The organism is Botryobacter ruber (genome assembly GCF_003347595.2).
Classification (GTDB): Bacteria; Bacteroidota; Bacteroidia; order Cytophagales; family Hymenobacteraceae; genus Pontibacter; species Pontibacter ruber_A.
In genome coordinates this window covers 94,731-121,660 of sequence record NZ_QCZK02000015.1, presented here as the reverse complement: position 1 = coordinate 121,660, position 26,930 = coordinate 94,731, and the positions used below count along the sequence as shown (strand labels likewise).

The following is a 26,930-nucleotide window of genomic DNA, read 5'->3' as shown; positions in this document are numbered from 1 at the left end:
AACATGAAAAAAATATTACTGATAGAGGACAACCAGGAAATAAGAGAAAACACGGCTGAAATTCTGTCGCTGGCAAACTATGAAGTGCTGCAGGCCGAAAACGGAAAAGTAGGGGTGGAGAAGGCTAAAAAAGAAAAGCCCGATCTTATTATCTGCGATATCATGATGCCGCAGCTCGATGGCTATGGCGTGCTGCACATGCTCAGCAAAAGCCCGGAAACCTCCGGTATCCCGTTTATCTTCCTGACAGCCAAATCGGAGAAAGAAGACTTCCGCAAAGGCATGAACCTGGGCGCTGACGATTACCTGATCAAGCCGTTCGACGACCTCGAACTGCTGGATGCCATCGAGATGCGCCTCAAGAAAAACGAGATCCTGCGGGCCGACTTCCAGAAGAATGTGGAGGGACTGAATGCCTTTATCCAGGAAGCCAAAGGGTATGAAGAACTCGAAAAGCTGATCTCGGATAACCGGAAAATCACGCACTTCAAGAAAAAGAGCATCCTCTACCTGGAAGGAAACCGCCCCAACTCCCTGTTTTTCCTGAACAAGGGTAAGGTGAAAAATTACAAATCGAACGAGGAAGGAAGGGAATATATCACCAACATTTACAAAGAGGGCGACTTTATCGGCTACCTCGACCTGCTGGAAGAAAAGTCCTACCGCGAATCGGCTGTGGCCCTGGAAGATTCCGAGGTTTACGTGATTCCGAAAGAAGACTTCTTTTCGCTGCTCTACCAGAACCGCGATGTGGCCAACAAGTTTATCAAGATCTTATCGGATAACCTAGCCGACCGCGAAGAGCGCCTGCTGAAATTGGCTTACAACTCGGTGCGCAAGCGGGTAGCCGAAGCGCTGCTGCTCGTAGAAAAGCAATACCAGCAGGAAGACGATCATACCGTGATCAACATTTCCCGCGAAGACCTGGCCAGCATTGTGGGTGCTTCAAAAGAAACCGTAATCCGCACCCTGGCCGATTTCAAAGACGAAAAGCTGGTCGAGAGCCAGGGCAGCAAAATTACCATTCTGAACCGGCAGAAGCTGGTGAACATGCGTAACTAATTTGCAGACGAAGATTTTCCCTTTGGAAGCATCATCTCCAAAGGGAAAATTCTTCACCTGAACCCCCTCCAATCTTGGCAGCACCTGCCACCATAGCCACTCCTGCTGATAATAATCTCTGCCAAAACTGACTTACGTCATATTTTTTTCTGCTCAAGTTCCGGAACTTTGTATTGGAATTTGAAAAGAAAAAAATGCGAAATCAGTTCAAAGCACTTACTTTATCTTATAAAAATGCTCCGATCGTTATCCGTGAAGCCGTGGCGCTGAACGAGATAGCCTGTAAGAACCTGCTCGATAAGATAAAAGAGACAACAGATGCGAAAGAGGTGTTGGTGCTTTCTACCTGTAACCGTACAGAAGTCTACTACGCTGCCGATAAAGACTATTCGCATGAGCTGATTAAGCTGATTGCGTTAGAAAAAGGTATTACAGCCACCAAAGAACTTTTGCCTTATTTCCAGCACATCACGCAGCACGAAAAGGCTGTGCAGCACCTGTTCCGGGTTACCCTTGGGCTCGAGTCGCAGGTGGTGGGCGATATGCAGATCATGAACCAGGTTAAAAAAGCCTATCATTGGGCTGCAGATGCTGCTATGGCTGGTCCGTTCCTGCACAGGCTCATGCACACGATCTTTTTCTCGAACAAGCGGGTGTGTAACGAAACCGCCTTCCGCGACGGGGCCGCTTCGGTGTCCTATGCCACGGTAGAGCTGGTTGAGGAGCTGACCAATGCCCTGGAGAACCCGCGTGTACTCATGATAGGGGTAGGGGAGATTGGCGCCAATGTGTGCGACAATTTCCAGAAATCGTCGCTGAGCGATATCGTCATTTGCAACCGCACCCACCACAAAGCACATGAACTGGCGCAGCAAACCAATGCGACGGCGGTGTATTGGGAAAGTGTGTGGGAGGAAATATCGAAAGCGGATGTGGTCATTTCATCGGTGCCCGGCGACTGCTTTTTCATCAGCAAGGAAGATATTGAGCGACTGGGCGTAAGCTCGGATAAAATATTTATTGATTTGTCCATGCCCCGCAGCATCGACAACAGCATAAACCTGCTGGCAGGCGCAAGCGTGTACAACATCGACAGCATCCGTAATAAAGCATCGGAGGCTTTAGAGAAAAGAATTGCCGCCATCCCACAGGTAGACACTATTATCCTGGAGGCAATCGCTGAGTTTCAGGCCTGGACACGCGAGATGATTATGTCGCCGGCAATTCAGCAGTTTAAGCAGCAGCTGGAGCAGATCAGGCAGCAGGAGGTGGCCCGTTACCAGAAGAACCTGGGCGAAAAGGAAAAGCAGATCGTGGAAAACATTACCATGAACATCCTGCAGAAAATTGTGAAACTGCCAGCCATGGAACTGAAAGCAGCTTGCCAGCGCGGCGAATCCGAAACCCTGATAGAAGGCCTGGCAGCGCTCTTCAGCCTCGACAAACAGAATGGTAAAGCAGCAGAGGCTGTGGTGGCTGGTGCAGAACGCCTGAAATAGTTGTTTAATTGTTGGTTCTGTTTTTACAACAATTCAACCATTTAACAATTCAACCCCCAGCTCAGTCTTTTTCGAGGTAGTCTTTGATATAAAGCTCTTTGATGATGATCTGCAAAATGGCAACCAGCGGCGCCGCCAGGATAACACCGATGGGACCGACCAGGATGCCGAATAGTACGATGGAAAGCAGCGTAGCTACCGGCGACACAGAAACAGTTTGCTGGAACACGATAGGCGATACCACATAACTCTCGAAAGACTGCACGGAGACGTACAGGATAACCACATACAAAGCCGCCATTGGCCCGTCGAGGAGGGCAACCAGTACGGCAGGTACCGCAGCGAGAATGGGCCCGATGTGCGGAATGAAGTCCAGGAAAAAGGCGATCACCGCCAGCACCAGCGCCATCCTTATCCCGAGGAAGGCAAGCCCTAACCAGCACAAAACACCAACCACTACCATCGTAAGCAATTTTCCGAAGATCCACCATTTCAGGGTCTGATAGCTGATTTCCATCACATCCCAGAGCCGGGTGCGGTGCCGCGGCGGGAACAGCCTGACGAAACTCCGCTGGTAATACATGGGCGCAACTGCAAAAAATATTCCCACTACAATAATGATCATCACATTGGCAATCGTGCCTATGGTAGAGGTAAAAATATTCCGGGCACGGCTGATCAGTTCCTCCATATTGGGCAGCAGCTTGTCCTGGCTCAGGTAAACCTCGTTCAGCGCCCGCTCACCCCAGGGTGTTTTCTCCAGTTGCTCCTCCAGTTTGCCAATGGCAGCGGGCAGCGTCACGCTCATGTCCAGCGCCTGTTGCCGGATAATGGGGGCAATGATGACACCCGTCAGAATGATCACGCCAAAGAAAATAATGTTGGCTAAGGCCAGGGCCAGGCCTTTGGGTAAGCGGGTGAGCCGGTGAATCCAGTTGGTCATGGCGCGCAGCATCACCGCAAACAGAATGCCCGCAAACACCAGGAAAAAGAAATGAATGGCATAGATGAGCAGTACAATGCCGGCTACGATAAGCGCTATGATAAAGGTAGTGGTAATTACTTTCCTGATATAGCTACTTTCCTGGTCTGGCATATTTCGTCTGTTTTTGGTGCTGCAACACAAGCGCTAAAGCCTTTTCGCTGGCTTTAATTTTTCCGGTGCTGGTTTAGTATACTTTATTAGCATGTAAAGGATTTCATTTAACCTGAATTGCACAGGCTGCAGCAGCATATTAAAGAACGGGGCATGAAAAAAGTCTGCTGCACCTGCCACCACAGCCGCTGCTGCTCCCTGGCATGTGGAACTGGTGCTGTCAAACGCAAAAAGCACAGCAAACAGGCTGTTGCGCTGTCTGCTGTGCTTCCGTGGTGTCAGGTAAGACTTTTACCTGCTACTATGGCTTGTGATCAGGCCTGTGCTACCGCCTCGAATTTAAAGTCGGAGGTGAAGTGGAATTTCAGGGCCGGGTAGGCTTCCTGCACCGAACGCAGCTCCCAGGCCGTGCCGGCAAAATATACCGGGTTCTCGTCTTTGTCGTAGGCGATGCTGCTGCCTTTAAAGGAGATAAAACGTTCCAGCGCAGCCTTGTCGTCGGAGGTAATCCAGCAGGCTTTGTAGTAGTTGAGGTTGTGCAGATCGCAGGTGGCGCCGTACTCCTGCTGCAGCCTGAACTTGATCACGTCGAACTGCAGTTCACCCACCGTACCGATAATTTTCCGGGAACCGGGTTGCTGCACAAACAGCTGCGCTACCCCCTCGTCCGTCAGCTGCCGGATGCCTTTGTCGAGCTGCTTGGTCTTAAACGGATCTTTGTTAACGGCTTCCTTGAATATTTCCGGTGAGAAACTCGGCAGGCCTTTAAAGTGCAGCTTTTCGCCTTCGGTCAGGGTGTCACCAATTTTAAAGGAGCCGGTGTCGTAGAGGCCGACCACATCGCCTGGCCAGGCTTCTTCGAGCAGGGTTTTCTCGTTGGCCATAAAGCTGGTCGGGCTCGAGAAGCGGATCTTCTTATCGAGGCGGGTGTGGTAGTAAAACTTGTTTCGCTCGAACTTACCGGAGCAAACACGGCAGAAGGCAATGCGGTCGCGGTGGTTCGGGTCGAGGTTGGCGTGAATTTTAAAAATGAAACCGCTGAATGGCTGCTCCTCCGGGCGCACCTCCCGCTGACTCGCCTCGCGCGGCTGCGGGTATGGCGCTACCTTTACGAAGGTATCCAGCAGTTCGCCCACGCCAAAATTGTTCACGGCACTGCCAAAGAAAACAGGCGCCAAGTAGGCTTCGCGGTACAGGCCCAGGTCAAAATTCTCGTAATATTCCTCCAGAAAGGCCACATCCTCGCGCAGCTTCTCCGCATCTTTAGAACCAATGATCCCGTCAATCTGCTCGTCGTTGATGTCTGCAATAGCCACCACATCGTCTGCCAGTTTGGTTTTATTGGCCGAGAACAGGCGCAGTTGCTTGTCGTAGATGTTGTAAACGCCCTTGAAAGTAGAGCCGATGCCGATCGGCCAGCTCAGCGGGCGCACGTGTATGTTCAGCTCCTTTTCCAGCTCGTCGAGCAGCTCGTACGGGTCGCGGCCTTCGCGGTCCATCTTGTTGATGAAGATGATTACCGGCGTGTTGCGCATGCGGCATACCTGCATGAGTTTTCGTGTCTGTTCCTCCACGCCCTTCACGCAATCCACCACCAGGATCACGCTGTCTACAGCAGAAAGGGTCCGGAAGGTGTCTTCGGCGAAGTCTTTGTGACCCGGCGTGTCGAGGATGTTGACTTTGTGGCCGGCATATTCAAAGCCCATCACCGAGGTTGCAACCGAAATACCCCGTTGCTTCTCGATTTCGAGGAAGTCGGAAGTAGCGGTTTTGGTAATCTTGTTATTTTTTACAGCCCCCGCCGTGTTGATGGCGCCTCCAAAAAGCAGCAGCTTCTCGGTAAGAGTCGTTTTGCCCGCATCGGGGTGACTGATAATGGCGAAAGTTCTTCGTTTAAGAATTTCTTCGTTGGTAATCATAAAGTATAAAAGTGGGCTCTTTAAAAGCCACGGAGATTTAAAAAGTAAAATTAGAAATTAAAAGTTAGAAAGCAGTATTCTGAAACAGAAAGGCATACTAGATAAAGCTTAAACCTGAATTAATAATTCCCTTTTCCTGCAATTTGTTGATCAGTAGAAGCTGCTACAACTATTTAAGCAGCAAATCAGCAGGAGTTCTTTTGTTTTATTCTGCTGCTCCTGCCACCGTAGCCTCTGCTACTGAAAGTAAAAAGCCAGCAGAGATTTTCCGCTGGCTCTTGTTGTAGTTGCTCCATATACTTTTTTACCTGCGCATAATTCTGAGCACTTGGTTCATGTTGGTTCCTTCTAGCCTCAGGAAGTACAAGCCTGTTGGTCTGGTGTGGGAAGAGAAATCGAACTCCAGCAGGTTGCCAGCGTTGGTCGGGTCCAGCGTTCCTTCGGTCAGCTTCTCGCTCACCGAGGAGAAGAGGGTGTAGTTAACCAGCCCCTGCAGCTGCCCTGGGAGCTGTACCTGCACCCGTCCGTCGGGGCTAGGGTTGGGGTAGAGGGTCAGCTGGTCCGGTTCCAGCCGGGCTGCCTGCTCCAGTTCGGCTTGAGCTAGCGTGCCGGCTTCCTTCACTACTTTAAAGTGGATGGTAAGTGTTGGGCCGTTAGGTTCGCCTAAGTCCTCTTTGGTGCCTGCAAACGGCGTGGCCTTCAGTTTATAATCTCCAGGCTCAGGTTCCCAGGAGTAGTAGTCTCCTTTCCGGTTATCTCCAAACAAAGCGTACGGCGCTACATCATCTATCCTGGTTTCCTTTTCTTCGCCGCTCAGTTCGAATTTGACTACAACAGGAGCGCTCGTGTTGGCGCGGATGTTAAATTTTTCTGCATCAAACGCTTCTTCCAGCTCCTCCAGGTTGAGGATAGCGCCGTCGCTGAGGGGCATGATGTCCTGGTCCTGAGAAGCATCTATCAGCGTGAGGCTTTCTATATGCTGCTCTGGGTGGATTTGTTTCCGGACGATCCGGAAGTTGATGATTTGTGTAGGCCCAATAGGTGCGCCCATGTCCTCTTTGGTTCCGGCATGGAGCGTTGCCATGAGCGTGTAAAAACCGGGTTCAGGTTCCCAGGAGTAATAGTCTCCTTTCCGGTTATCCCCGAACAGGGCATACGGGGCCACATCGTCTATTCTTGTTTTGTCTTCTATGCCGCTCAGTTCGAATTTCACCACACCATGATCACTCGTGTTGGCACGGATATTAAACTTCTCCACATCAAACGCTTTTTCCAGCTCTTTCAGGTTGAGGATAGCTCCGTCGCTGAGCGTCATCATGTCCCTGTCTTTAGAAGCATCTACCAACGTAAAGCTCAGCACCTGCGGGTTTCCTTCCCGGATGATGACGGAGGCTGTATCCATCATCTGTACAGCATTGCTAGCCCGCAGTGTTACCTTAAATGGACCAGGTCCCTGAAAGGTATGGGTCGGATTTACTTGGTTGCTTACTCTTCCGTCGCCGAAGGTCCAGTAGTAGAAAGTGGCGCCACTGGACGTGTTGATAAAGTGGACTTCATTCCCAATCTTGGTGTAGGTAAATGCTGCATTTGGTACAGGCCCTGTTACAGGTAAATTTACCACATCAGCTTCCTCAATGGATTGGAAGATATCGATATTGGCTTTCATAAAGGGGTTTTGGGCAATGATCTGCCTTTCTCGCGTGAGCAAACCCCATGGAGATTCGAAAGGAGGGGCAAAATTAGGGTAATTCCAATGGGTCTGCATAATGCTGTGTCCAGCAACTGCACTTGTTTCAGGAATTTCAGCAGGGTGGGGCAGTCCAAGAGTATGCCCGAATTCATGGAAGAAAGCACCCTGTGGCGTGCAGGGCCACCCGCCAACACCCTCGCCACCCGGGCATGTACCTCCGCTATAGGTAGGATTATTGAACTTAGGCAGAAGCTCTACCCCTAGCAGTACCGTGCCGCAATCCTGGCCGCAGCCTTGTGCGCCACCGGCCCACCAGCCGGCCCCGTGCGCCCAGATGATGGTAATAATACCCGGCGTCCAGATGGGAGCAGCACCGGTAGTCTGCAGTTCTGTCAGCATCGAACCCCACCAGTCGCCATTGTCACGGTAATACAGCCTGTCTTGCTGGCCTTGATAAACTCTGACGGTGTCCGGGTACAGCATTTCGAAGGTACGGCCTCCGGTTGCTATCTGGTACCAGCCCTGCATTTCAGCCGTCATCTCCTTTAAGGTATCCAGCACTTCCGGGTTAAAAGGTACATCGTCGGGTACTGCATAAACCACGGCCACTTTATAGGGGAGCGGTTGTGCATAAGCCACCTGGAGGGTGCATATACACAGGAGTAACAAATAAATCTTTTTCATAATAGGTAAAAATTAAGTGTAGGAATAAAGCAATGCTGATTGTTTGTGTCAGAGTAGAAGAGCCGGCAGCGGTTTGCCGCCGGTTCTTACAGTAGAAGCTATCTTTTTCATTCTTATTTGCGCATGATCCTGAGCACCTGGCGCACGTTGGCTCCTTCTATCCTCAGGTAATACAAGCCGGTTGATCTGGTGTGGGCCGAGAAGTCGAGCTGCAGCAGGTTGCCCGCACTGGCCAGGTCAAGCGTTCCTTCGGTCAGTTTTTCGCCCATAGTTCCACCCCAGCTGGTGAGGATTTTATAGTCGTCACGGCTATGAGATTATCTGAATTAACAGTTCTGTTGATTGTAGCACCCGTGACATAGCTATTCCCGGCAGCGTCCACTGCCACTGCTACAGCCCTGTCTTCCAGACTAACGGTCCTACTATAGCGTCTGGCCCACTCTTCGGTGGGTTGTTGTGCTGCGGCTGTGGCACCAAACAACATAAGCAGGAGCGGAAGCTTCAGCCAAAAAGGTAATTTTGTGTTCATAGTTACTAAATTTATAGGTTAGATTAGTATGCAGTTGGGCGTCAATTGTAGCTCCGGCTGTTGCGGAGGAACAGGGATGTATCGGGTGGGAGATGATTTTGTAAGGAAATATCAGAATTGCCTTATATGGAAGTAAACATTGTAAAGCAATAAGGGAATATTGCAACTTGTTGTATTGGTAGCAAATTGATTGATTTTAGCAATATAAGGGCGATTTAGGGAAGGGTTCTTGTTTGATTATACGATTGTTATGAGAAATGTTTTATATTAATATGGAAAATGAATATAAAAAAAATTACATTCAAATATTGTAATTTAAAATTATAATATTTGAATGTAATTTGAAATGAGTGGAAGTCCTGCCTGAAATTTATTCCAATGGCAGGAGATGGTTTCGCTTTATATTTCCGTGTCGTCTGGCAGAACCTGGGTCTTTGGGGAGGTGCTTACAAATGAATCAATATTGGTATAAATAAAGATCAAAAGGCCGCTCCTGTGTATTGGAGCGGCCTTTTGATTTTTCAGGTATTAGCGCAGTGCATTGTAGAGCACCTCTACCGGGTGCAGCGCCTTGCGACTGGTGCCGTCGTGGATCTGGTGGCGGCAGCTGGTGCCCGGAGCGGCGATGATGACTTCGGCAGGCTGCTGCCTTACCGTCGGGAACAGCACCAGTTCGCCCACCTTCATCGACACATCGTAGTGTTCTGCTTCATAACCAAAGGACCCCGCCATGCCGCAGCAACCGGATGGAATAACCTCTACCTTATAGTTCTTGGGCAGCGTAAGCATCTGCTGTGTGTACATAACTGATGAAAGCGCTTTCTGGTGACAGTGCCCGTGCAGCTTGATAGTGCGCTGTTCGTCGGTAAAGAGTCCCTTGTCGATGTTACCGTTCAGGATTTCGCGGGCAATAAACTCGTCGAACTGCAGGCAGTTGATGGAAAGCTGCTTCGCAGCCTCCTCCTGTTCCGGCCCTACCAGGTCGAGGTACTCGTCGCGGAAGGAGAGGATGCAGGAAGGCTCGATGCCCACCAGCGGCGTTTCGCTGGTGATGATGTCTTTCAGCAGCGCCACGTTCTGTTGTGCCAGCTTCTTGGCTTCGCGTATCAGGCCTTTGGACATGTAGGTACGGCCGCTTTCCTCGTGCTTCGGGATCTCTACTTCGTATCCCAGCCGCTCCAGCAATTGCACGGCCGTAATGCCAATCTGCGTGTCGTTGTAGTTGGTGAACTCGTCGCAGAACAGGTACACTTTCTTTTTGCCTGTTCCGGGTTTGCTTCCAGCCTGGCGCTTGTGCTTTTTAAACCAGCTGCGCAACGTGGTTTTGTGCAGCAGCGGAATAGATCGTTCCGGAGCGAAGCCCATGGTCTTTTTGGCGATTCTGGCAGTTACATCATTCTTAAACAGGAAATTGTACATGCCAGGAACCAGGGAAGCCAGCTTGTTGGCATTGGTAAAGTTACCCACAACCCGCGTGCGGAAAGGAATGCCGTTTGCATCGTAATAATGCTGCAGGAATTCGCCTTTCAGCTTGGCAATGTCTACGTTGGACGGGCACTCCGACTTGCAGCCTTTGCAGGAGAGACAGAGGTCCATCGCTTCTTTTATCTCGTGGTGGTCGAAGCGGTTGTCTTTATTCGAACGGGTCAGGAACTCGCGCAGCACATTGGCCCGGCCGCGGGTAGTGTCTTTTTCGTTGCGGGTAACCATGTAGCTCGGGCACATGGTGCCACCCGTTAAATGGGTTTTGCGGCAGTCACCAGAGCCATTGCACAACTCTGCTGCCCGCAACACGCCTCCTGCCTGCCTGAATTTGTAAGTAGTGTCAAAATCAGGTGTTTCCTGCCCCGGCTCGTAGCGCAGGAAAGTATCCATGGCAGGTGTGTTTACAATCTTGCCCGGGTTAAAGATGTTCGATGGGTCCCACACGCGCTTCACTTCCTCCACCAGCTTGTAGTTTTCCTCGCCAATCATGAACGGGATAAACTCGCCCCGCAGGCGCCCGTCACCGTGCTCGCCGCTGAGGGAGCCGCGGTATTTCTTTACCAGGTGCGCAATTTCGGTAGCGATGTCGCGGAAAAGCTTGTTGCCTTCTGCTGTTTTCAGGTTGATGATGGGGCGCAGGTGCAGCTCGCCGGAACCGGCATGGGCATAGTGCACACAGTAGAGGTCGTAGCGTTTCAGGATTTCGTTAAACTCCTGGATAAAGGCCGGCAGGTCTTCTACGTCTACAGCAGTGTCTTCAATTACAGCCACCGGTTTGGCATCGCCGGGAATGTTGGACAGCAGCCCCAGACCCGCCTTACGCAGCGTCCATACTTTCTTCGTATCAGGACCATACACAACAGGGTAGTGGTAACCCAGTCCGGCCGCCTGCAACTCGGCGATAAGTTCTGCTGCTACTTTCTCCACTTCCTCACGTGTCTCGCGCGACAGCTCCACCACCAGGATGGCACCCGGATCGCCTTTCACGAAGAACCTGTTCTGGCTCTGCTCAATGTTTGTTTTGGTGCACTCCAGGATGTAGTTGTCCATCAGCTCACTGGCGCTCGGGCCGTACCTGAGCGCCACCAGGTTGGCGTGCAGCGATTCGTCCACGCTGTTGCAGTGGATACAAACCAGCCCGATTTCTTTTGGCGGCAGCGGGTTTACGTGCAGTTTTATCTCCGTCAGGAAGGCCAGCGTACCTTCGGAGCCGGCTATCAATTTACAGAAGTTGAAAGGCTCTGCGTTGGGTGTAAAAGGCTCTGTTTCCAGCAGCATGTCAATCGCGTAACCGGTGTTGCGGCGCTGTATGCTTGGCTTTGGAAATTCTGCCCGAATGTTGGCTTTGGTAGGCGTATGCGACAGCATGGCTTTGGTGGCCTGGTAGATGCGCGTTTCCAGGTCGCCGGATGTATTTTCGCCACGGCACTTGGCCTCGAACTCCTCGGGTGTAAGCACGCCAAACTCTGTTTCGGTGCCATCGCTCAGGATCGCCTTCACCGAGAGCAGGTGTTCGCGCGCGCTGCCATATACCACCGAGTTAGATCCGCAGGAATTGTTGCCCACCATGCCGCCAATCATAGCGCGGTTGGCCGTAGAAGTTTCGGGACCGAAGTACAGGCCGTATGGCCGCAGGAACATGTTGAGCTCATCGCGGATCACACCCGGCTCCACACGCACCCAGCTTTCTTCCTGGTTTACCTCCAGTATTTGGGTGAAGGTGCGCGACACATCCACCACAATCCCGTTGCCCACCACCTGACCGGCCAGCGATGTACCGGCAGTACGCGGAATCAGGGAAGTGTTTTCGCGTTTGGCAAAGGCAATCAGTTTTTTGATGTCGTCGATAGTTTTGGGGAAGGCGACAGCCAGCGGCATTTCGCGGTAAGCAGAAGCGTCGGTGGCGTACAGGGTACGCATGGTGCTGTCGAAATAGAACTCACCCTCCAGTTGTGTGGCCAGGTGCTTTAGTTTCTCTGTGTTCATAAGGGTAATTCAGGCTTGCATTTCGGACCACCCAAAATTCAGGAAACAGTGCGGGTTGGCCGGAAAGCACAAAAATAGCAGATTTTAGTATAGCATGGATATCACATCCAGGTACCCGGGTAAAGGTGTTTGCAAATTTATGCCTTGCGGTGCACAAACGGGAGCAGCAGGAGGATGAAAGTATCGGACTCTAAGTTAGCGCATGATCAGGTAATAAGAAAGCAGCAGGACAGAAAGAACAGCAAATTACCTCGTGCACGGCCATCAAACCGGTTAATAAAGTTTGCTGCACCTGCCTCCATTCGCGCTGCTCCTGTTGCGGTTAGCTATATTGCTCCCTCACCAGCGTAGCTACCTTTAGCATGCCGGTGCTGGCATTTTCTTCGAACAGGTGCAGGTTCGGGCGCTTGCGTACAACCGGCAATTTGGGATCAACAACAATGATGGGCGTTTCATCCGACACATAATCCAGCAGGCCTGCCGCAGGGTACACCACCAGCGAGGTGCCTACTACCAGGAAAATATCGGCCTGCAGGGTTTCCTCCACTGCTTTTTCCATCATGGGCACTGCTTCGCCAAACCACACGATGTTTGGCCTAAGCTGTGAACCGCGTGCACACTTTTCGCCCAGGTTCAGTTCCCATCCTTTAATCGGGTAAACCAGCCGCTCATCCAGGGTGCTGCGGCTTTCGAAGAGCTTGCCGTGCAGGTGGAGTACTTGCGATGAACCGGCCCGTTCGTGCAGGTCGTCTACGTTCTGGGTTATGACCGTGACATCAAAATCCCTCTCCAGCTCTGCCAGCGCCAGGTGGCCGGCATTGGGTTGCGCTTCAAGTGCATTTTTGCGCCGCTGGTTGTAAAAGTCGAGTACCAGCGCCGGGTTTTTTCGCCATCCCTGCGGCGAGGCTACTTCCATCACATCATACCCTTCCCAAAGCCCATCGGCCGCCCGGAAGGTAGCTATCCCACTCTCGGCACTGATGCCTGCCCCGGTCAAAACAACAAGTTTTTTCTTTTTCATAAGGTTAGTTGTCTGACTTTAATTGCTCGATAGTTTCTTTGCTCAAGCCGGTAAGGTTTATGATATCGTTAACTGGCAAGCCCAGCATCAGCGCTTTTCTGGCGATTTCGTGTTTTTCTTCTTCACGTCCTTCTTCTCTACCTTCTTCTCTACCTTCTTCTCTTCCTTCTTCCCGTGCTGTGTCCAGAGAGTTTTTCAGGTCACGGTAGTATTTAAGACTGTCCTCGTAAGATTGAACCTGGTCCGGAGTAAAGCGAGCTATTTCAGCTGTTTCAAATAATTTTTCGAATACACGTTCCCGCAGTTTATCAGGAATTCTGTTGAGCCTGTTGAGGTTGCGGATAACGTAGAGCCACTTGTCGAAACGTGTTTCCAGTTCTTCCAGTGTCTTGTTAAATTTGGGCATCTCCAGGTAAATGAAGGTAAGCTTGTCATAAAACACTTTTTTTGTTTCGATGTCAGTCAGCTTTACATCGTACCGGTATTTCTGCGGCTCGTGCTTGTCTTCATCAAATACAAAGTCAAGAATTGCGATCGTATAGACAGCTTTTAACTCGTAGTTCCAGTCGGTTCGTTTGGCTTGTTCGCGTATAGGAAAAGTGGAGTAGTAGACGGTTCTGTCTTTGAAAAAGTTTTGCTTCGTTTTCTGGAGCTCCACAATGAATTTTTCGCCTCGTTCATTCTCGCAGTAGATGTCAAAAATAGCTTTCCTGTCCAGTTCCGAAGTTCCCAGGTTCTCATTTTTCATATATGTCAGCGCAACAATTTGTCCCTGCTCTTCCTTTAGCAACTCGTTCAGGAAATCAAGAAGGAGGTCTTTGTTGGGCTCCTCACCAAACAGCTTTTTGAAACCGTAATCGGTAAACGGGTTTATATATCTCTCTGCAAATTCTGCCATGGTGCGTGTCGTCTAAGCCAAAGATACAAAATTAACGAACAAGGGAAGTCTGGAATTTTATTCCGACTGCTTTCTATTCTGCTGCGCCTGCCACCACAGCCTCTGCTCCTCACCAGAAGCAAAAAGAGCCATCCTTTTTCGGGACGGCTCTCTTTGTTTCGGCTCTTCCTGCATTCAGGAAGTCTTATTTTTTTGGAGCTGACTTTTTGGTAGCAGCTGCTTTTTTGGTGGTGTCTTTTTTAGTTGCAGCCGGTTTTTTAGCAGCGGCCTTCTTAGCTGCCGGCGCTTTTTTCTCTGCTTCCGGTTCTTTCTTTTTAGCGCCAAAGCGTCCTTTTTTCTCGGGTGCGGCTTCGGCTAAAGCCAGGCATTCCTCCAGCGTGAGGTCTTTCGGATCTTTGTCTTTCGGAATCTTGACATTCTTTTTGCCCGCAGAAATATAGGGTCCAAACCGGCCATTGAGCACCTGCACATCCGGGTTTTCCGGGAACGACTTGATCAGTTTCTCGGCATCGGCTTTGCGCTTGGCTTCTATCAAAGCGATCGCTTCTTCAGCGGTCACCGTCATCGGGTCGAGTGTTTTTGGCAGCGAAAAGAACTTGCTGTTGTGGCTGATGTAGGGTCCGAAACGGCCAATGGCTGCTTTCATTTCCTTGTCTTCATACATGCCCACAATGCGGGGCAGTTTAAAGAGCTCCAGGGCATCTTCCAGCGTCAGGCTCTCGATGAACTGGCCTTTGCGCAGGCTCGCATACACCGGTTTTTCGCCTGTTTCGGGGTTCTCTTCTCCCAACTGCACATACGGGCCAAAGCGGCCTAATTTGGCCAGAATGGTTTTGCCGGTGACAGGGTCTTTGCCCAGTTCGCGTGCCCCGGAAACATCCGCCCGGTTAATGCTCTCGCTCGATTCGATGCGCTGGTGGAACGTTTTGTAAAAGTTATCCAGCATCTTTTCCCACTCTTTCTGCCCATGAGCTATTTCGTCGAATTCAGCCTCCACCCGGGCCGTAAAGGAATAGTCGATCACATTCGGGAAGTGCTCTATCAGGAAATCATTAACCACCATGGCGGTGTCGGTGGGGAAGAGCTTGTTTTTCTCGGCGCCTGTTACCTCCGTTTTAGTCTGAGTTGAAATCTGGTCGTTCTGCAGGGTAAGCACCTGTAGTTTTCGCTCTTTTCCTTCGCGGCTGTCTTTTTCTACATAGCCACGCTTTTGTACTGTAGAGATGGTTGGCGCGTAGGTAGATGGCCTTCCGATCCCCATTTCCTCGAGTTTCTTCACCAGGCTTGCCTCGGTGTAGCGGGGGGCTGGACGCGTAAAACGCTGCGCTGCTACCATCTGGCGCAGTTGCAGTTTTTGGCCTACGCTTATCGGAGGCAGCATGCCTTTTACATCCTCGTCGGCACCCTCTGCTTCTTCATCGTCTTTCGATTCGATGTACACTTTCAGGAAACCCTCGAACTTGATCACCTCCCCGGTGGCAACCAGTTTGTCGTTTGCTCCACCTTGCCCGTTTTGAAAGCCGATGCCAATGGTGGCGGTGGTTTTTTCTATTTCGGCCTCCGCCATTTGCGAGGCAATGGCCCTTTTCCAAATCAATTCGTAGAGGCGTTGCTCGTTACGGTCGGTGCTGCCTTCCAGCGCCGAGAAGTCGGTGGGGCGGATGGCTTCGTGCGCTTCCTGTGCTCCCTGCGATTTGGTTTTGAACCGACGGGTTTTTACAAAACGCTCCCCGAAGGAGTTCTTGATGGCGCCTGCGGCAGCCTGTATGGCATCTTCCGAAAGATTTACGGAGTCGGTACGCATGTAGGATATTTTACCGGCTTCGTACAGGCGCTGGGCTATCGTCATGGTTTGTGCTACCGAAAAGTAAAGCTTGCGGCTGGCTTCCTGCTGTAGCGTGGAGGTGGTGAACGGTGGCGCCGGGCTTCGCTTCAGCGGTTTGGTCTCCAGGTTCTCGATGGTGTAGTCGGCGCCGATGCAGTGCTGCAGGAAAGCCTGGGCTTCTTCCTCTGTCTTGAATTTGGCTGGCAGTTCGGCCTCCAGGGTTTTGCCCTGCACATCGAATTTTGCTGTTACCCGGAAAGACGATTCGGCTTTAAAACGCTCAATCTCCCGCTCGCGCTCTACCACCAGCCGTACCGCCACCGACTGCACACGACCAGCCGAAAGGCCGGTCTTGATCTTTTTCCAGAGCACCGGCGACAGCTCAAAACCCACCAACCGGTCGAGGATACGGCGGGCCTGCTGGGCATTTACCAGGTCCATATCGATGCCGCGGGGCGAACTGATGGCGTTGAGGATAGCGTTCTTGGTAATCTCCCGGAACACAATGCGCCTGATTTTCTGATTATTCAGGTCCAGCGCTTCGGTCAGGTGCCAGGAAATTGCTTCTCCCTCGCGGTCATCGTCCGATGCCAGCCACACCATTTCGGCTTCCTTGGCCAGTTTTTTTAGCTGGGATACTACCTCTTTTTTGTCGCTTGATATGACATACGTAGGCTTAAATCCATGCTCAATGTCAATGGCATTGTTATCTTTGGGCAGATCGCGTACGTGTCCGAAGCTGGACTTTACGACAAAGTCTTTCCCCAGGTAACCTTCAATTGTTTTCGCCTTGGCAGGCGACTCTACTATTACTAAGTTTTTTATCATCCGTTATATTTGTTGGCAGCGAAGCCAAAATTTGCATAAAGTTCAAATATTTTTTTCAACAAAAACAAACACATCCGTATAACATTTGTTCCTGAGTGGCCACGGACATGCACCGGCGTCATGTTTCGGGCTTTAATATTACAACCTATTCGCACCATTTGCCAATTCTATGCAAAGACACATACTCATCTGCCGGCATGCCGAAACAGAAGATCCATATCCTTTCCAGCCCGATTTTGAAAGGGAGCTAACCCAGGACGGTATTTTACAGGCGCACCAGACAGGCCATTGGATCAGAGATCATTTTTCCAAAGTAGACCTGATCCTGGCAAGTCCGGCAAATCGCACCCGCGCCACCACCCAGATTTTGGCTGATAAAGTGTATTACGCGCACGAGGAGATAAAGTATGAGCCGGAGCTTTATAATGGGCGCGAACCACAGCTGATGCAGGCCTTAAGCGAGCTGCCGGATAAGGTGAAAGCGGTGTTGCTGGTGGCGCACAACCCGGGGGTAACGCAGCTGGTCCGGCACCTGAGCGGGAAACGTATTCCGTACCTCGAACCCGCCGAGGCAGTAGCAGTAGCTGTAGACCTCTCTTCCTGGACAGACATTTACATTACCGAAGGGGAAATTGTGCAAAGGACTACCAGTTGAATCGCAAAATAACTATCTTGTTGAATAGTTTCTTTTTTGTAGCTAAGTTTAGCCTTTAGAGCATGTTTAAATTCCGTCCTTCCCGAACAATTTCCGCTTGCAAAAACGAAACTTAAACATGCTCTCATATAGTAATGGCTGGTTGAGTATTACTGCATAGCCAGTTAAGCCAGCTATTTACCATTCACCATTCAGTTAGATTATTCTCTTGGTTTACAACCCTATAACAGTTGAAACACCAGGAATTATAAATTAGCACATTATATCATATATGAAACCAACCGTTGTAGCCGTAATCAACCAGAAAGGCGGTACAGGTAAAACAACAACTACTATTAACCTGGGCAGCGCTTTAAGCAAACTCGGTAAAAAAGTACTCCTGCTCGACCTGGACCCGCAAAGTAACCTCTCGTATTCGTTAGCCATTACCAATGCAGAACCCTCGCTGGCAGATGTTTTCCTGGGAAGCAATTCGATCAGCGACGTTCTGGTAGAAAAGGACGGTTTGTGGATAGCGCCTGGCTCAAACGAGCTGGTAGACATCGAGATATCGCTGGTGTCGCAGCCGGAAAGGGAAAGTTTTCTGAAAAATATTCTGGCCGAAGCCAAAGACTTCGATTACGTGCTTATCGATTGCCCGCCTTCGCTGTCGGTACTGACGCTCAATGCGCTTACGGCTGCCCAGCAGGTGCTCATCCCGCTGCAGATGGAAGTACTCACGCTCCAGGGGCTGGACCAGATCATGAATACGGTGGGAAAGGTAAAAAAAACACTCAATCCGAAACTTAAAATTAAAGGTATCGTAGTTGTGATGTTTGATGTGCGGCGGAAGCTGAGCCAGGAGGTACTGGAATACCTGCGCGGGAGCGTGAAGGAGAAAATATTCGACACCCACATCCGGTTGAATGTAAAACTGGCCGAAGCGCCATCCTTTGGCCGGAGCATCCTGGATTATGATGCCTCGTCGTACGGAGCAAAAGATTATCGCGCTTTGGCTGAGGAATTTATGCAAACATAAGACAGGCCGGCTTTTTCCTGTATTTTCAACTTAAACTAAAATTAGTTAGATTGCCAGTAATTGGGTTTTCGAAACCGCAGCGCCCATGGCATTTGTACTGCTGTTTTACCCGATTTTGATAGAAAAATTTTCCAACCAGACTTACTATGGCCCTAGGTAAAAATTTGAAGATGAGCAAAGACAAGCTCATTAGTGATGCAGAAGCCAAAACCGAAACCAAACCTGCTGCCACTGCGAAGCAGGAAACCAAAACTGCCTCTACTACTGTGGGTGACGCACCAGCCAGAAAAGCCGATGCACCTGTTGCGGAGGCCGCCGCTCCTCTCCGGGCACCCGATAACAAAGCCGTGACGGCAGAAAGTGCTCCCAAAAAAGGAGGTAACGGTAAAAAAGGGAATGGGAAAATAAATGGCGGCGCCAATGGCAACGGAAAGGCTGAAACCGACGAAATAATAGAACTACCTGAGAATGCCTACATAAATGAGCAGCTGAACAAAGTGTTGTACGCGCTCGATGCCTTTAAAAAGGGCGATATCTCGGTGCGCCTCACCAAACAGAACAACGATATTTTCGCGGAAATTGCCGAAGCCTATAACTCGATGGTGGAAATGATCGGTGGTGTAGGTGGCGAGGTGTCGCGTATCTCGAAAGTAGCCGGAGTAGAAGGTAACCTGAAAGCACGTGCCTCTGCCGAGAATGCTTCCGGCTTCTGGAAAGACATGATCAATAACATCAACGGCCTGGTTGATTCCATTGCTGTTCCGGTACTTGAGGTTGGAAAAGTACTGAAGAACATCTCGCGTGGCAACCTCGACGAAACGTTCCAGATTCCGGTATCCGGCGACTTTAAGGTGATGGCCGAAACCATTAACCGCACCATCGATAACCTGAACCTGTTTGCAGGTGAGGTAACACGTGTGGCTTTGGAGGTAGGTACAGAAGGAAAACTTGGCGGCCAGGCGTCGGTGCCAAACGTGGCCGGTGTCTGGAAAGACCTGACAGATAATGTGAACACCATGGCCAGTAACCTGACGCTGCAGGTGCGCGACATTGCCAACGTGGCAACTGCCGTGGCGAAAGGTAACCTGAGCCAGAAAGTGTCGGTGGATGTGCGCGGGGAGTTTGCCCAACTCAAGGACAACGTAAACCAGATGGTGGACTCGCTCAACATCTTCGCTGATGAGGTAACCCGTGTGGCCCGTGAAGTGGGTACCGAGGGTAGATTGGGCGGTCAGGCCAAAGTGCCGAACGTAGGCGGTGTGTGGAAAGACCTGACAGATAATGTGAACACCATGGCCAGCAACCTGACCTCGCAGATGCGCGACATCGCCAACGTATCAACTGCCGTGGCCAAAGGCGACCTGACGCAGAAGATCACGGTGAATGTGAAAGGCGAAATGGCCGAACTGAAAGACATCATCAACCAGATGGTGGACTCGCTCAACGTTTTTGCCGGTGAGGTAACAAGGGTGGCACGCGAAGTAGGTACCGAAGGTAAACTGGGTGGCCAGGCATCAGTGCCTAAAGTAGAGGGAACCTGGAAAGAACTGACCGATAATGTAAACCTGATGGCAGGCAACCTGACCAGCCAGGTTCGCGACATCGCCAACGTGGCAACTGCGGTGGCCAAAGGCGACCTGACGCAGAAGGTGTCGGTGGATGTGAAGGGAGAACTCGGTGACCTGAAAGATATCCTGAACGCGATGGTGGACAGGCTGAACGTGTTTGGTGCGGAAGTAACCCGTGTGGCACGCGAGGTAGGTACCGAAGGTATTCTGGGTGGCCAGGCCAACGTGCCAAACGTAGCCGGTATCTGGAAGGAACTCACCGACAACGTGAACTACATGGCCAGCAACCTCACCTCGCAGGTGCGTGACATTGCGAATGTAGCCACTGCGGTAGCAAAAGGCGACTTGAGCCAGAAAATAACCGTGAATGTAAAAGGCGAGCTGGCTGACCTGAAGGAGAACCTGAACCAAATGGTGGACTCGCTCAACATCTTTGCCGACGAGGTAACCCGTGTGGCGCGTGAAGTAGGTACCGAGGGTAAACTGGGCGGCCAGGCAACGGTGCCAAATGTAGGCGGGGTTTGGAAAGACCTCACCGACAATGTAAATACCATGGCCAGCAACCTGACCAGTCAGGTGCGCGACATCGCGAATGTAGCCACTGCTGTTGCACGCGGTGACCTGAGCCAGAAGGTGTCGGTAGATGTGAAAGGCGAACTGGCCGATCTGAAGGAAAACATCAACCGCATGGTGGACTCGCTCAACATATTTGCAGGTGAGGTAACACGTGTGGCGCTGGAGGTAGGTACAGAAGGAAAACTGGGCGGCCAGGCCAACGTGCCGAACGTGGCCGGCGTCTGGAAAGCGCTGACCGACAATGTAAATACCATGGCCTCGAACCTGACCACGCAGGTGCGCGGTATCGTGAAAGTGGCAACTGCTGTAGCGAAAGGCGACCTGACGCAGAAAGTGACGGTGGATGTGCGTGGCGAAATTGCAGAATTGAAGGAGTACATCAACTTCATGGTGGACTCCCTGAACATATTTGGTGACGAGGTAACCCGGGTGGCACGTGAGGTAGGTACCGAGGGTAAACTGGGTGGCCAGGCCAACGTGCCGAACGTAGGCGGAACCTGGAAAGAACTAACCGACAACGTAAACATCATGGCCAGCAACCTGACCTCGCAGGTGCGCGATATCGCCAAAGTAGCTACCGCGGTGGCGAAAGGCGACCTGAGCCAGAAAATTACGGTAGAAGCTCGTGGCGAAATCCTGGACCTGAAGGAGAACCTGAACCAGATGGTGGACTCGCTCAACATCTTTGCCGACGAGGTAACCCGTGTGGCCCGTGAAGTGGGTACGGAAGGAAGACTGGGCGGCCAGGCCAATGTACCGAAAGTACGCGGTACCTGGAAAGAATTGACCGACAACGTGAACACCATGGCCAGCAACCTGACCAGTCAGGTGCGCGACATTGCCAAAGTAGCCACAGCGGTTGCCCGCGGCGACCTGAGCCAGAAGGTGTCGGTGGATGTGAAGGGCGAGCTGGCCGATCTGAAAGAAAACATCAACCGCATGGTGGACTCCCTCAACATATTTGCAGGTGAGGTAACACGTGTGGCTTTGGAGGTAGGTACAGAAGGAAAACTGGGCGGTCAGGCCAACGTGCCAAACGTAGCCGGTGTCTGGAAAGCGCTGACCGATAACGTAAACACCATGGCCTCCAACCTGACCACACAGGTACGCGGGATCGTGCGGGTGGTAACAGCCGTATCCAAAGGTGACCTGACGCAGAAACTGACACTCGAAGCTAGAGGCGAAGTGGCCGAACTGGCCGATACCATCAACTCCATGGTGGTCGACCTGAACCGCCTGGCGGGTGAAGTTAGCCGTGTGGCAAGAGTGGCCGGTGTGGAAGGAAAACTAACCGAACGCGCTACCCTGCAAGGTGTTGGCGGCAGCTGGAAAGAACTGGTTGATACCCTCAACGATCTGCTCGAATCTATTGTGGCGCCGATGCTGGATGTGTCGCGCGTCGTGCGGGCCATCTCCGAAGGTGACCTGACGCAGCGGGTAGAGGCGCAGACCGCCGGTGATATCATGGACATGGCCAATGCGCTGAACTTAGCCGTGGATAACCTGAATGCCCTGCTAGGCGAAATAAACGATTCGTCGCTGGTAGTAGGGTCTTCTTCGGAAGAAATGGCTGATAAAGGGCTTGAAATGAACCGGATCACCCTGGATGTGGCCCTGGCCATGCAGCAGATGGCGGAGGGTGCCCAGAACCAGGCTCTTAAAACTGACCAAGCTTTTAAACTGATCGAGGAGATCATGAAAGGCACGAAAGAGACAGCGAACCGGGCCGAAGTAGTGAACAAAGCGGCCTTGCTGGGTGAGGAAACCTCGCAGTTGGGGCTGAAAACCGTGGCTGAGGTGGTGAAAAACATGGAAGAGATCTCCAGCTCGGCTGCCCTTACGGCCAAAACCATCGAAGTACTGAGCACACGCTCACAGGAAATATCCAAATCGCTGGGCGTGATTACCGACATCGCATCGCAGACGAACCTGCTGGCACTGAATGCGGCCATTGAGGCAGCCAGGGCAGGGGAGGCAGGACGAGGCTTTGCCGTGGTAGCCGAAGAAATCCGGAAACTTGCCGAAGGCTCCCGTAAGTCTGCCAGCGAAATTGCCACCCTTGTAGATGACGTTAAAAAAGATACCGCTTCTGCCGCTACAGCGATTTCCACGATGGAAGGCCGCGTATTAAAAGGAAAGAATGCAACCTTCGAAGCTTCCGGCGCCTTTAAGAACATTGCCGCCACCAGCGGCGAGACCCTTCGCTCCACGCAGGATATCTTAACAGCTACCGAGGTGCAGAAGTCCAGTATCGGCGATGTGGTGAAGTATGTGGAGGAAGTGGTGGCCATTGCCGAGCAGACAGCCTCTGCCACGCAGCAGGTGGCCGGTACGGCCAAGCAGCTTTCCACTTCCATGCAGGAACTTACGTCTTCTTCGCAGAACCTGAACGATATTGCTGCAGATCTGCAGATCAGTATCTCTGCCTTTAAGCTGATCGACGGAAACCAGGTGTTTAACAGTACCAAAAACACCCGGCTCGCATCCGTGCCAGTGCGCAGGCAACAACAGCGCACCCCTGCAAAAACCAGCAGAGCAGGAGCAGGTACGGGTACAGCCGCTGGCACTGGTATACCTGGCGGCAACCAGAAATATACCGATACCAAATCAAAGTCTTCGGATAGCAAATCAAAATAAGAGGGCACACAGCAGATGAACAAAGGGAAACCTGACGAAACGGCTACTGAACAGCCTAAAGAAACAGTGGCGACACAAAAAGAAGCTGCTCCAAAAACCAACGGTGCGTCGGAGCAAACCATTCACCTGGTGGTTTTTAAGCTCGGCACCGAAGAGTATGCTATCAAAATTGAGCAGGTAAAAGAGGTAACGGTTACACCGAGTATTACCCAAATGCCGCGTACCCCATCCTTTATTAAGGGAGTTGCCAACATTCGCGGCGATATTATCGCGATTATGGATCTGGAAGAGCGCTTCCGCCTACGCCCGGCAGTTAATGACGGCGATGTACTCGGGAATACCTATACACTGGTTATCGAAGCGAAAGACTATAGTATTGGGGTAGTGGTAAAGGAAGTGCCGCAGTCGCTGAACCTGCCGGTTTCAAAAATTGATAAAGCGCCCTCTTTCCTGCAGGATATTAATATCCATGAGAACTATATCGAAGGAATTGCCAAAATTGGGGAGCGCCTGATTATTGTGCTGGACATGTTTAAGATTCTGACAGTAGATGAGATCAAACAACTGACCGGGCAACAGAAATAAATTTGTAAATAAGTCGATACGATAACATATGAAAAGAATTCTGATTGTAGATGATTCTTTCTACATGCGCACCATGTTAAAAAACATGCTCACCGATGCCGGTTACGAAGTAGTAGGTGAGGCGCCAAATGGTCAGACTGCCCTGGAACTTGCCAAATCTACAAACCCGGACCTGGTAACGCTGGATGTGATTCTGCCTGATAATACCGGACTGGATGTGCTGAAAGGAATAAAAAAAGATCAGCCAGACATGAAAGTAGTGATGGTAAGCGCTGTAGGGCAGGATGTGATTGTAAATGAGGCCCTTGAAAGCGGCGCTTTATCCTATATCGTGAAGCCCTTTTCTGAAGAAAAGGTACTGGAAGTTGTAAGTAAGGTACTGGGCGGCGAAGCGGTTAGTTAGCGGTGCTGTTGGTTTTACGCCGGAAGGCAGCCAGCTTTTCTGTTTTGTTCTGAACAGGCGCTGACGAAGCACCCGGATGTGCTGCATACCACGGCGTGTACAGGTACATCCAGAACAAGTTGTCCGGACCAGCCGGAAGGTTTGATTTTTAATTGTAGGGAAGAGTTTGTAGCGCAAACAAAGTGAAGGATCAGTCGCAAAATATTAAAGTACTGGTCGCTGAAAAAACGAGCTATGCCAGGTTGGTACTGGAAGAAGTAATTGATGCCGAAAAGAACCTGACACTGGTAGGGATAGCAAGTGATGGCGATGAGCTACTGAAACAGATGAAGCTACAGGAGGCTGATGTTGTGATAGTTGATGCTGACTTACCCAAAAACATCAGGCTCTTTACCTTGAAACGCATTTTTAGTGAGGCGCCTGTGCCCGTGTTGCTGCTGCTTACACCAGCGCAGCTAACCCTTGAACTGCTGCAGGAGGCAACGGAACTGGGCGTGTATGCCGTTGTTCTGAAACCAACAGTAACGCAGCGCCTGAACTACAGAAGTTTGAGTGCCGAGGTTGTTGCAAAAATAAATGCCGTAAGGCAACTGGCATTCCGGGAGGCGAAAGACAGGCTACAACTGCTCCGGCAGGAAGTGGAATTAACTTCGCCGGAACCCGTCAGGCGCAAACCTGTTACCGCCGAAACCATCGTGGTGATAGGGGCTTCTACCGGAGGTCCGCAGGCTGTTGAGGCTATCGTGAAGAAGTTATCGCCAGCAATAAATGCGTGCATACTGGTAGCAGTGCATCTGCCGCCGCGGTTTACCCGGTCTTTTGCCAACAGGTTAAAGGAGCTTACCTCGCTTACTGTGCTGGAAGGCAGAATCGGGCTTAGCCTCAGGCCCGGGAAAATAATTGTGGCGCCCGGCGGAAAAAATATGGTGGTGGAAGCAGTAATGGGAAATGCTGCCAATCCCCGGATAGGTTTTACCGATGAACCTGCAGCTTTATACGATCAGCCGTCGGTTGATCTGCTGATGAAGTCGGTGGCTGCCAGCGCGGTGCAAAACGTAATAGGGGTGATTTTAACCGGTATGGGCCGGGACGGTACGATTGGCGCCGGTTATATAAAAGATCGTGGCGGTGTTATTATCGCCCAGAACGAAGCGTCGTGTGCGATTTTCGGCATGGCAAAATCTGCCATAGAAAGTGGTTGCACCTCCGAGGTGCTGCCACTGTCGCAGATACCGCATTTTATTAATACCTATGCGGCTTACGGGAATAAGGTCAGTGAAACTGACGATGTTACATGAAATCGAGAGAACAGGAGTATAAGGAAATCTTTATAGCCGAGGCGCTGGAGTATTACGATGCTCTTAACAGGCACATCAGCGAACTGGAACGAAGGCCGGAGGACGATAAGGTGCTGGCAGAAATATTCCGTTTGCTGCACAACCTGAAAGCCAATGCCAAGGCCATCGGCTATCTCCAGATCTCGGATGTGGCGCATAAGCTCGAGACGGCCTTCAGCCTGATCCGGAACAAGGAACTCAGCTTCAGCGACGAAGTGGTGCTGGTGCTCTTCGATGGCATAGACCTGTTGGGGGAGCTCATTGGCAATATTGATAATCCCGAGTATGGGGAGCCGGACCATGTGCTGATCCGGAACCTGGATATAATTGTAGATAACCTGTCGAACAGCACGATTGAGCTGGCAAAGGTACAGCGGTACAACTCGTCCAAGAACCTGTCGCTCTCCGAGCTGATCTACATCCAGATAAAGAAGCTGGACCACCTGCTCAACCTGGTAGGGGAACTGATGATAGACCGGGACCGGATTCTTTCGATAAGCCGCGACCTCGATCATGATGAGCTCAAAAGTGTGAGCTCGCACCTGTACCGCATTACCGAAGATCTGCAGTACAGCGTGATGGATGCCCGGCTGGTAACGGTGGGGTCGTTGTTTAACAAGTTTCCGCGCATCGTACGCGATATTGCCACCGCCGAACACAAAGAGGTGTACCTGGAGCTGACCGGGCAGGATATCCAGATAGACCGGAATATTTTACAGATTATTACCGATTCGTTGCTGCACCTGGTGCGCAATGCCATTACCCACGGGCTGGAGCTGCCGGAGGAACGTAAGAAAAAAGGGAAGCCCCGCGAAGGCAATCTGACATTGTCAGCCAAGAACGACCGCGATAACGTAATAATAAAACTGGAAGACGACGGGAAAGGAATTGACCTGAAACAGGTAAAGAAAGCGGCCATCGAGAAGAACTTTATTCCTGCCGATGCTGCAGCCCATTTGCCTGACGAAGAAGTACTTTCGATCCTGTTTGAACCCGGTTTTTCGATGGCCAAGGAAGTAACCGAGTTTTCGGGCCGTGGAGTGGGGCTGGATGTGGTAAAAAATGCGATCGATTCTGTGGGCGGCCGTATTAGTGTAAATTCCAGTAAGGGAAAAGGTACCACGTTTACCATGCAGCTGCCTACCTCTATTGCGGTGAAAGGCGCGTTGCTGTTCGAGGTAAATGAAATTTATTACGCCATCCCGCTGATACACACCGAATCGGTGGTTTCGATAGATATTTCGGAGCTGCATGAGGTAGGGGATGTATTGCTGGCAGATGTGAAAGGCGAAAACATTACGGTCGTATACCTGCACGAGCTGCTGAACGCACCCGAACACAATATGCGGCTCGGAGACAAAAGCAGGCTGAGCGGCCAAGTACAGAATATTATTATTGTATCGTACAATAACAGGAAGCTGGGGCTGATTGTCGATAAGTTATACAGGCAGCAGGATATTGTGGTGAAACCGCTTAGCAAGCCGCTTGACACGATCGACCTTTATGGTGGGGTTACGTTGCTGGGAACAGGCAAAGTATGCCTGGTACTGGATGTGCCTGCCATTACCCGTTATTTTATTACCAAAAGATAGGCAGGAGCGATGGGCGAACAACCAACTAAATTGACTA

The 26,930-nt window shown here is 51.1% G+C and carries 17 protein-coding genes; 9 read left to right on the top strand and 8 right to left on the bottom strand.

Going from position 1 to position 26,930, the window contains the following annotated elements:
* Window positions 1-3: 3 nt before the first annotated feature.
* Entirely contained in the window at window positions 4-1,062 is a 1,059-nt protein-coding gene (locus DCW36_RS02985; RefSeq protein WP_114779405.1) for a response regulator, read from the top strand.
* Window positions 1,063-1,256: 194 nt separating this feature from the next.
* A complete protein-coding gene (gene hemA / locus DCW36_RS02980; RefSeq protein WP_114779623.1) occupies window positions 1,257-2,561 on the top strand; it encodes a glutamyl-tRNA reductase in 1,305 nt (434 codons plus the stop codon).
* Window positions 2,562-2,622: 61 nt separating this feature from the next.
* On the opposite strand, the gene DCW36_RS02975 is transcribed toward hemA, so the two are convergent.
* The 8 genes from DCW36_RS02975 to topA all read right to left on the bottom strand — a co-directional run bounded on the left by DCW36_RS02975 (window position 2,623) and on the right by topA (window position 16,522).
* Complete coding sequence (locus DCW36_RS02975; RefSeq protein ID WP_114779403.1) at window positions 2,623-3,657, bottom strand: AI-2E family transporter; 1,035 nt, start codon at window positions 3,655-3,657, stop codon at window positions 2,623-2,625.
* A 314-nt stretch (window positions 3,658-3,971) separates the two neighbouring features.
* Window positions 3,972-5,576: a peptide chain release factor 3 gene (locus tag DCW36_RS02970; RefSeq protein WP_114779400.1), complete on the bottom strand. Its 1,605-nt coding sequence runs from the start codon at window positions 5,574-5,576 to the stop codon at window positions 3,972-3,974.
* Window positions 5,577-5,880: 304 nt separating this feature from the next.
* On the bottom strand, window positions 5,881-7,950 hold the full coding sequence (locus tag DCW36_RS02965) for a PKD domain-containing protein (RefSeq protein ID WP_114779398.1): 2,070 nt from the start codon (window positions 7,948-7,950) through the stop codon (window positions 5,881-5,883).
* A 113-nt stretch (window positions 7,951-8,063) separates the two neighbouring features.
* Window positions 8,064-8,219: a hypothetical protein gene (locus tag DCW36_RS22445; protein WP_164891012.1), complete on the bottom strand. Its 156-nt coding sequence runs from the start codon at window positions 8,217-8,219 to the stop codon at window positions 8,064-8,066.
* A gap of 788 nt (window positions 8,220-9,007) precedes the next feature.
* Complete coding sequence (locus tag DCW36_RS02960; protein WP_114779396.1) at window positions 9,008-11,950, bottom strand: FAD-binding and (Fe-S)-binding domain-containing protein; 2,943 nt, start codon at window positions 11,948-11,950, stop codon at window positions 9,008-9,010.
* Between the two features lie 322 nt (window positions 11,951-12,272).
* Entirely contained in the window at window positions 12,273-12,971 is a 699-nt protein-coding gene (locus tag DCW36_RS02955) for an SIR2 family NAD-dependent protein deacylase (protein ID WP_114779394.1), read from the bottom strand.
* A 4-nt stretch (window positions 12,972-12,975) separates the two neighbouring features.
* Window positions 12,976-13,869 carry an Rpn family recombination-promoting nuclease/putative transposase gene (locus DCW36_RS02950; RefSeq protein WP_114779392.1) on the bottom strand — a complete coding sequence of 298 codons (894 nt, stop codon included), beginning with the start codon at window positions 13,867-13,869 and terminating at the stop codon, window positions 12,976-12,978.
* Between the two features lie 184 nt (window positions 13,870-14,053).
* Window positions 14,054-16,522, bottom strand: coding sequence for a type I DNA topoisomerase (gene topA / locus DCW36_RS02945; protein WP_114779390.1), 2,469 nt, complete (start codon window positions 16,520-16,522; stop codon window positions 14,054-14,056).
* A 169-nt stretch (window positions 16,523-16,691) separates the two neighbouring features.
* On the opposite strand from topA, the gene DCW36_RS02940 reads away from it, so the two are divergent.
* The 7 genes from DCW36_RS02940 to DCW36_RS02910 all read left to right on the top strand — a co-directional run bounded on the left by DCW36_RS02940 (window position 16,692) and on the right by DCW36_RS02910 (window position 26,893).
* On the top strand, window positions 16,692-17,177 hold the full coding sequence (locus DCW36_RS02940) for a SixA phosphatase family protein (protein ID WP_114779388.1): 486 nt from the start codon (window positions 16,692-16,694) through the stop codon (window positions 17,175-17,177).
* A gap of 271 nt (window positions 17,178-17,448) precedes the next feature.
* Entirely contained in the window at window positions 17,449-18,195 is a 747-nt protein-coding gene (locus DCW36_RS02935; protein ID WP_114779386.1) for a ParA family protein, read from the top strand.
* 170 nt (window positions 18,196-18,365) lie between these two features.
* Window positions 18,366-22,976, top strand: a complete 4,611-nt coding sequence (locus DCW36_RS02930) for a HAMP domain-containing protein (protein WP_240676027.1) — start codon at window positions 18,366-18,368, stop codon at window positions 22,974-22,976.
* A 15-nt stretch (window positions 22,977-22,991) separates the two neighbouring features.
* Window positions 22,992-23,561 (top strand): chemotaxis protein CheW, encoded by a 570-nt coding sequence (locus DCW36_RS02925; protein ID WP_114779384.1) that lies wholly within the window; start codon window positions 22,992-22,994, stop codon window positions 23,559-23,561.
* A 28-nt stretch (window positions 23,562-23,589) separates the two neighbouring features.
* A complete protein-coding gene (locus DCW36_RS02920; protein WP_114779382.1) occupies window positions 23,590-23,964 on the top strand; it encodes a response regulator in 375 nt (124 codons plus the stop codon).
* A 182-nt stretch (window positions 23,965-24,146) separates the two neighbouring features.
* A complete protein-coding gene (locus tag DCW36_RS02915; protein ID WP_114779380.1) occupies window positions 24,147-25,262 on the top strand; it encodes a chemotaxis protein CheB in 1,116 nt (371 codons plus the stop codon).
* Window positions 25,259-26,893: a chemotaxis protein CheA gene (locus tag DCW36_RS02910; RefSeq protein WP_114779378.1), complete on the top strand. Its 1,635-nt coding sequence runs from the start codon at window positions 25,259-25,261 to the stop codon at window positions 26,891-26,893. The genes DCW36_RS02915 and DCW36_RS02910 overlap by 4 nt, the downstream gene beginning before the upstream one ends.
* Window positions 26,894-26,930 lie beyond the last annotated feature (37 nt).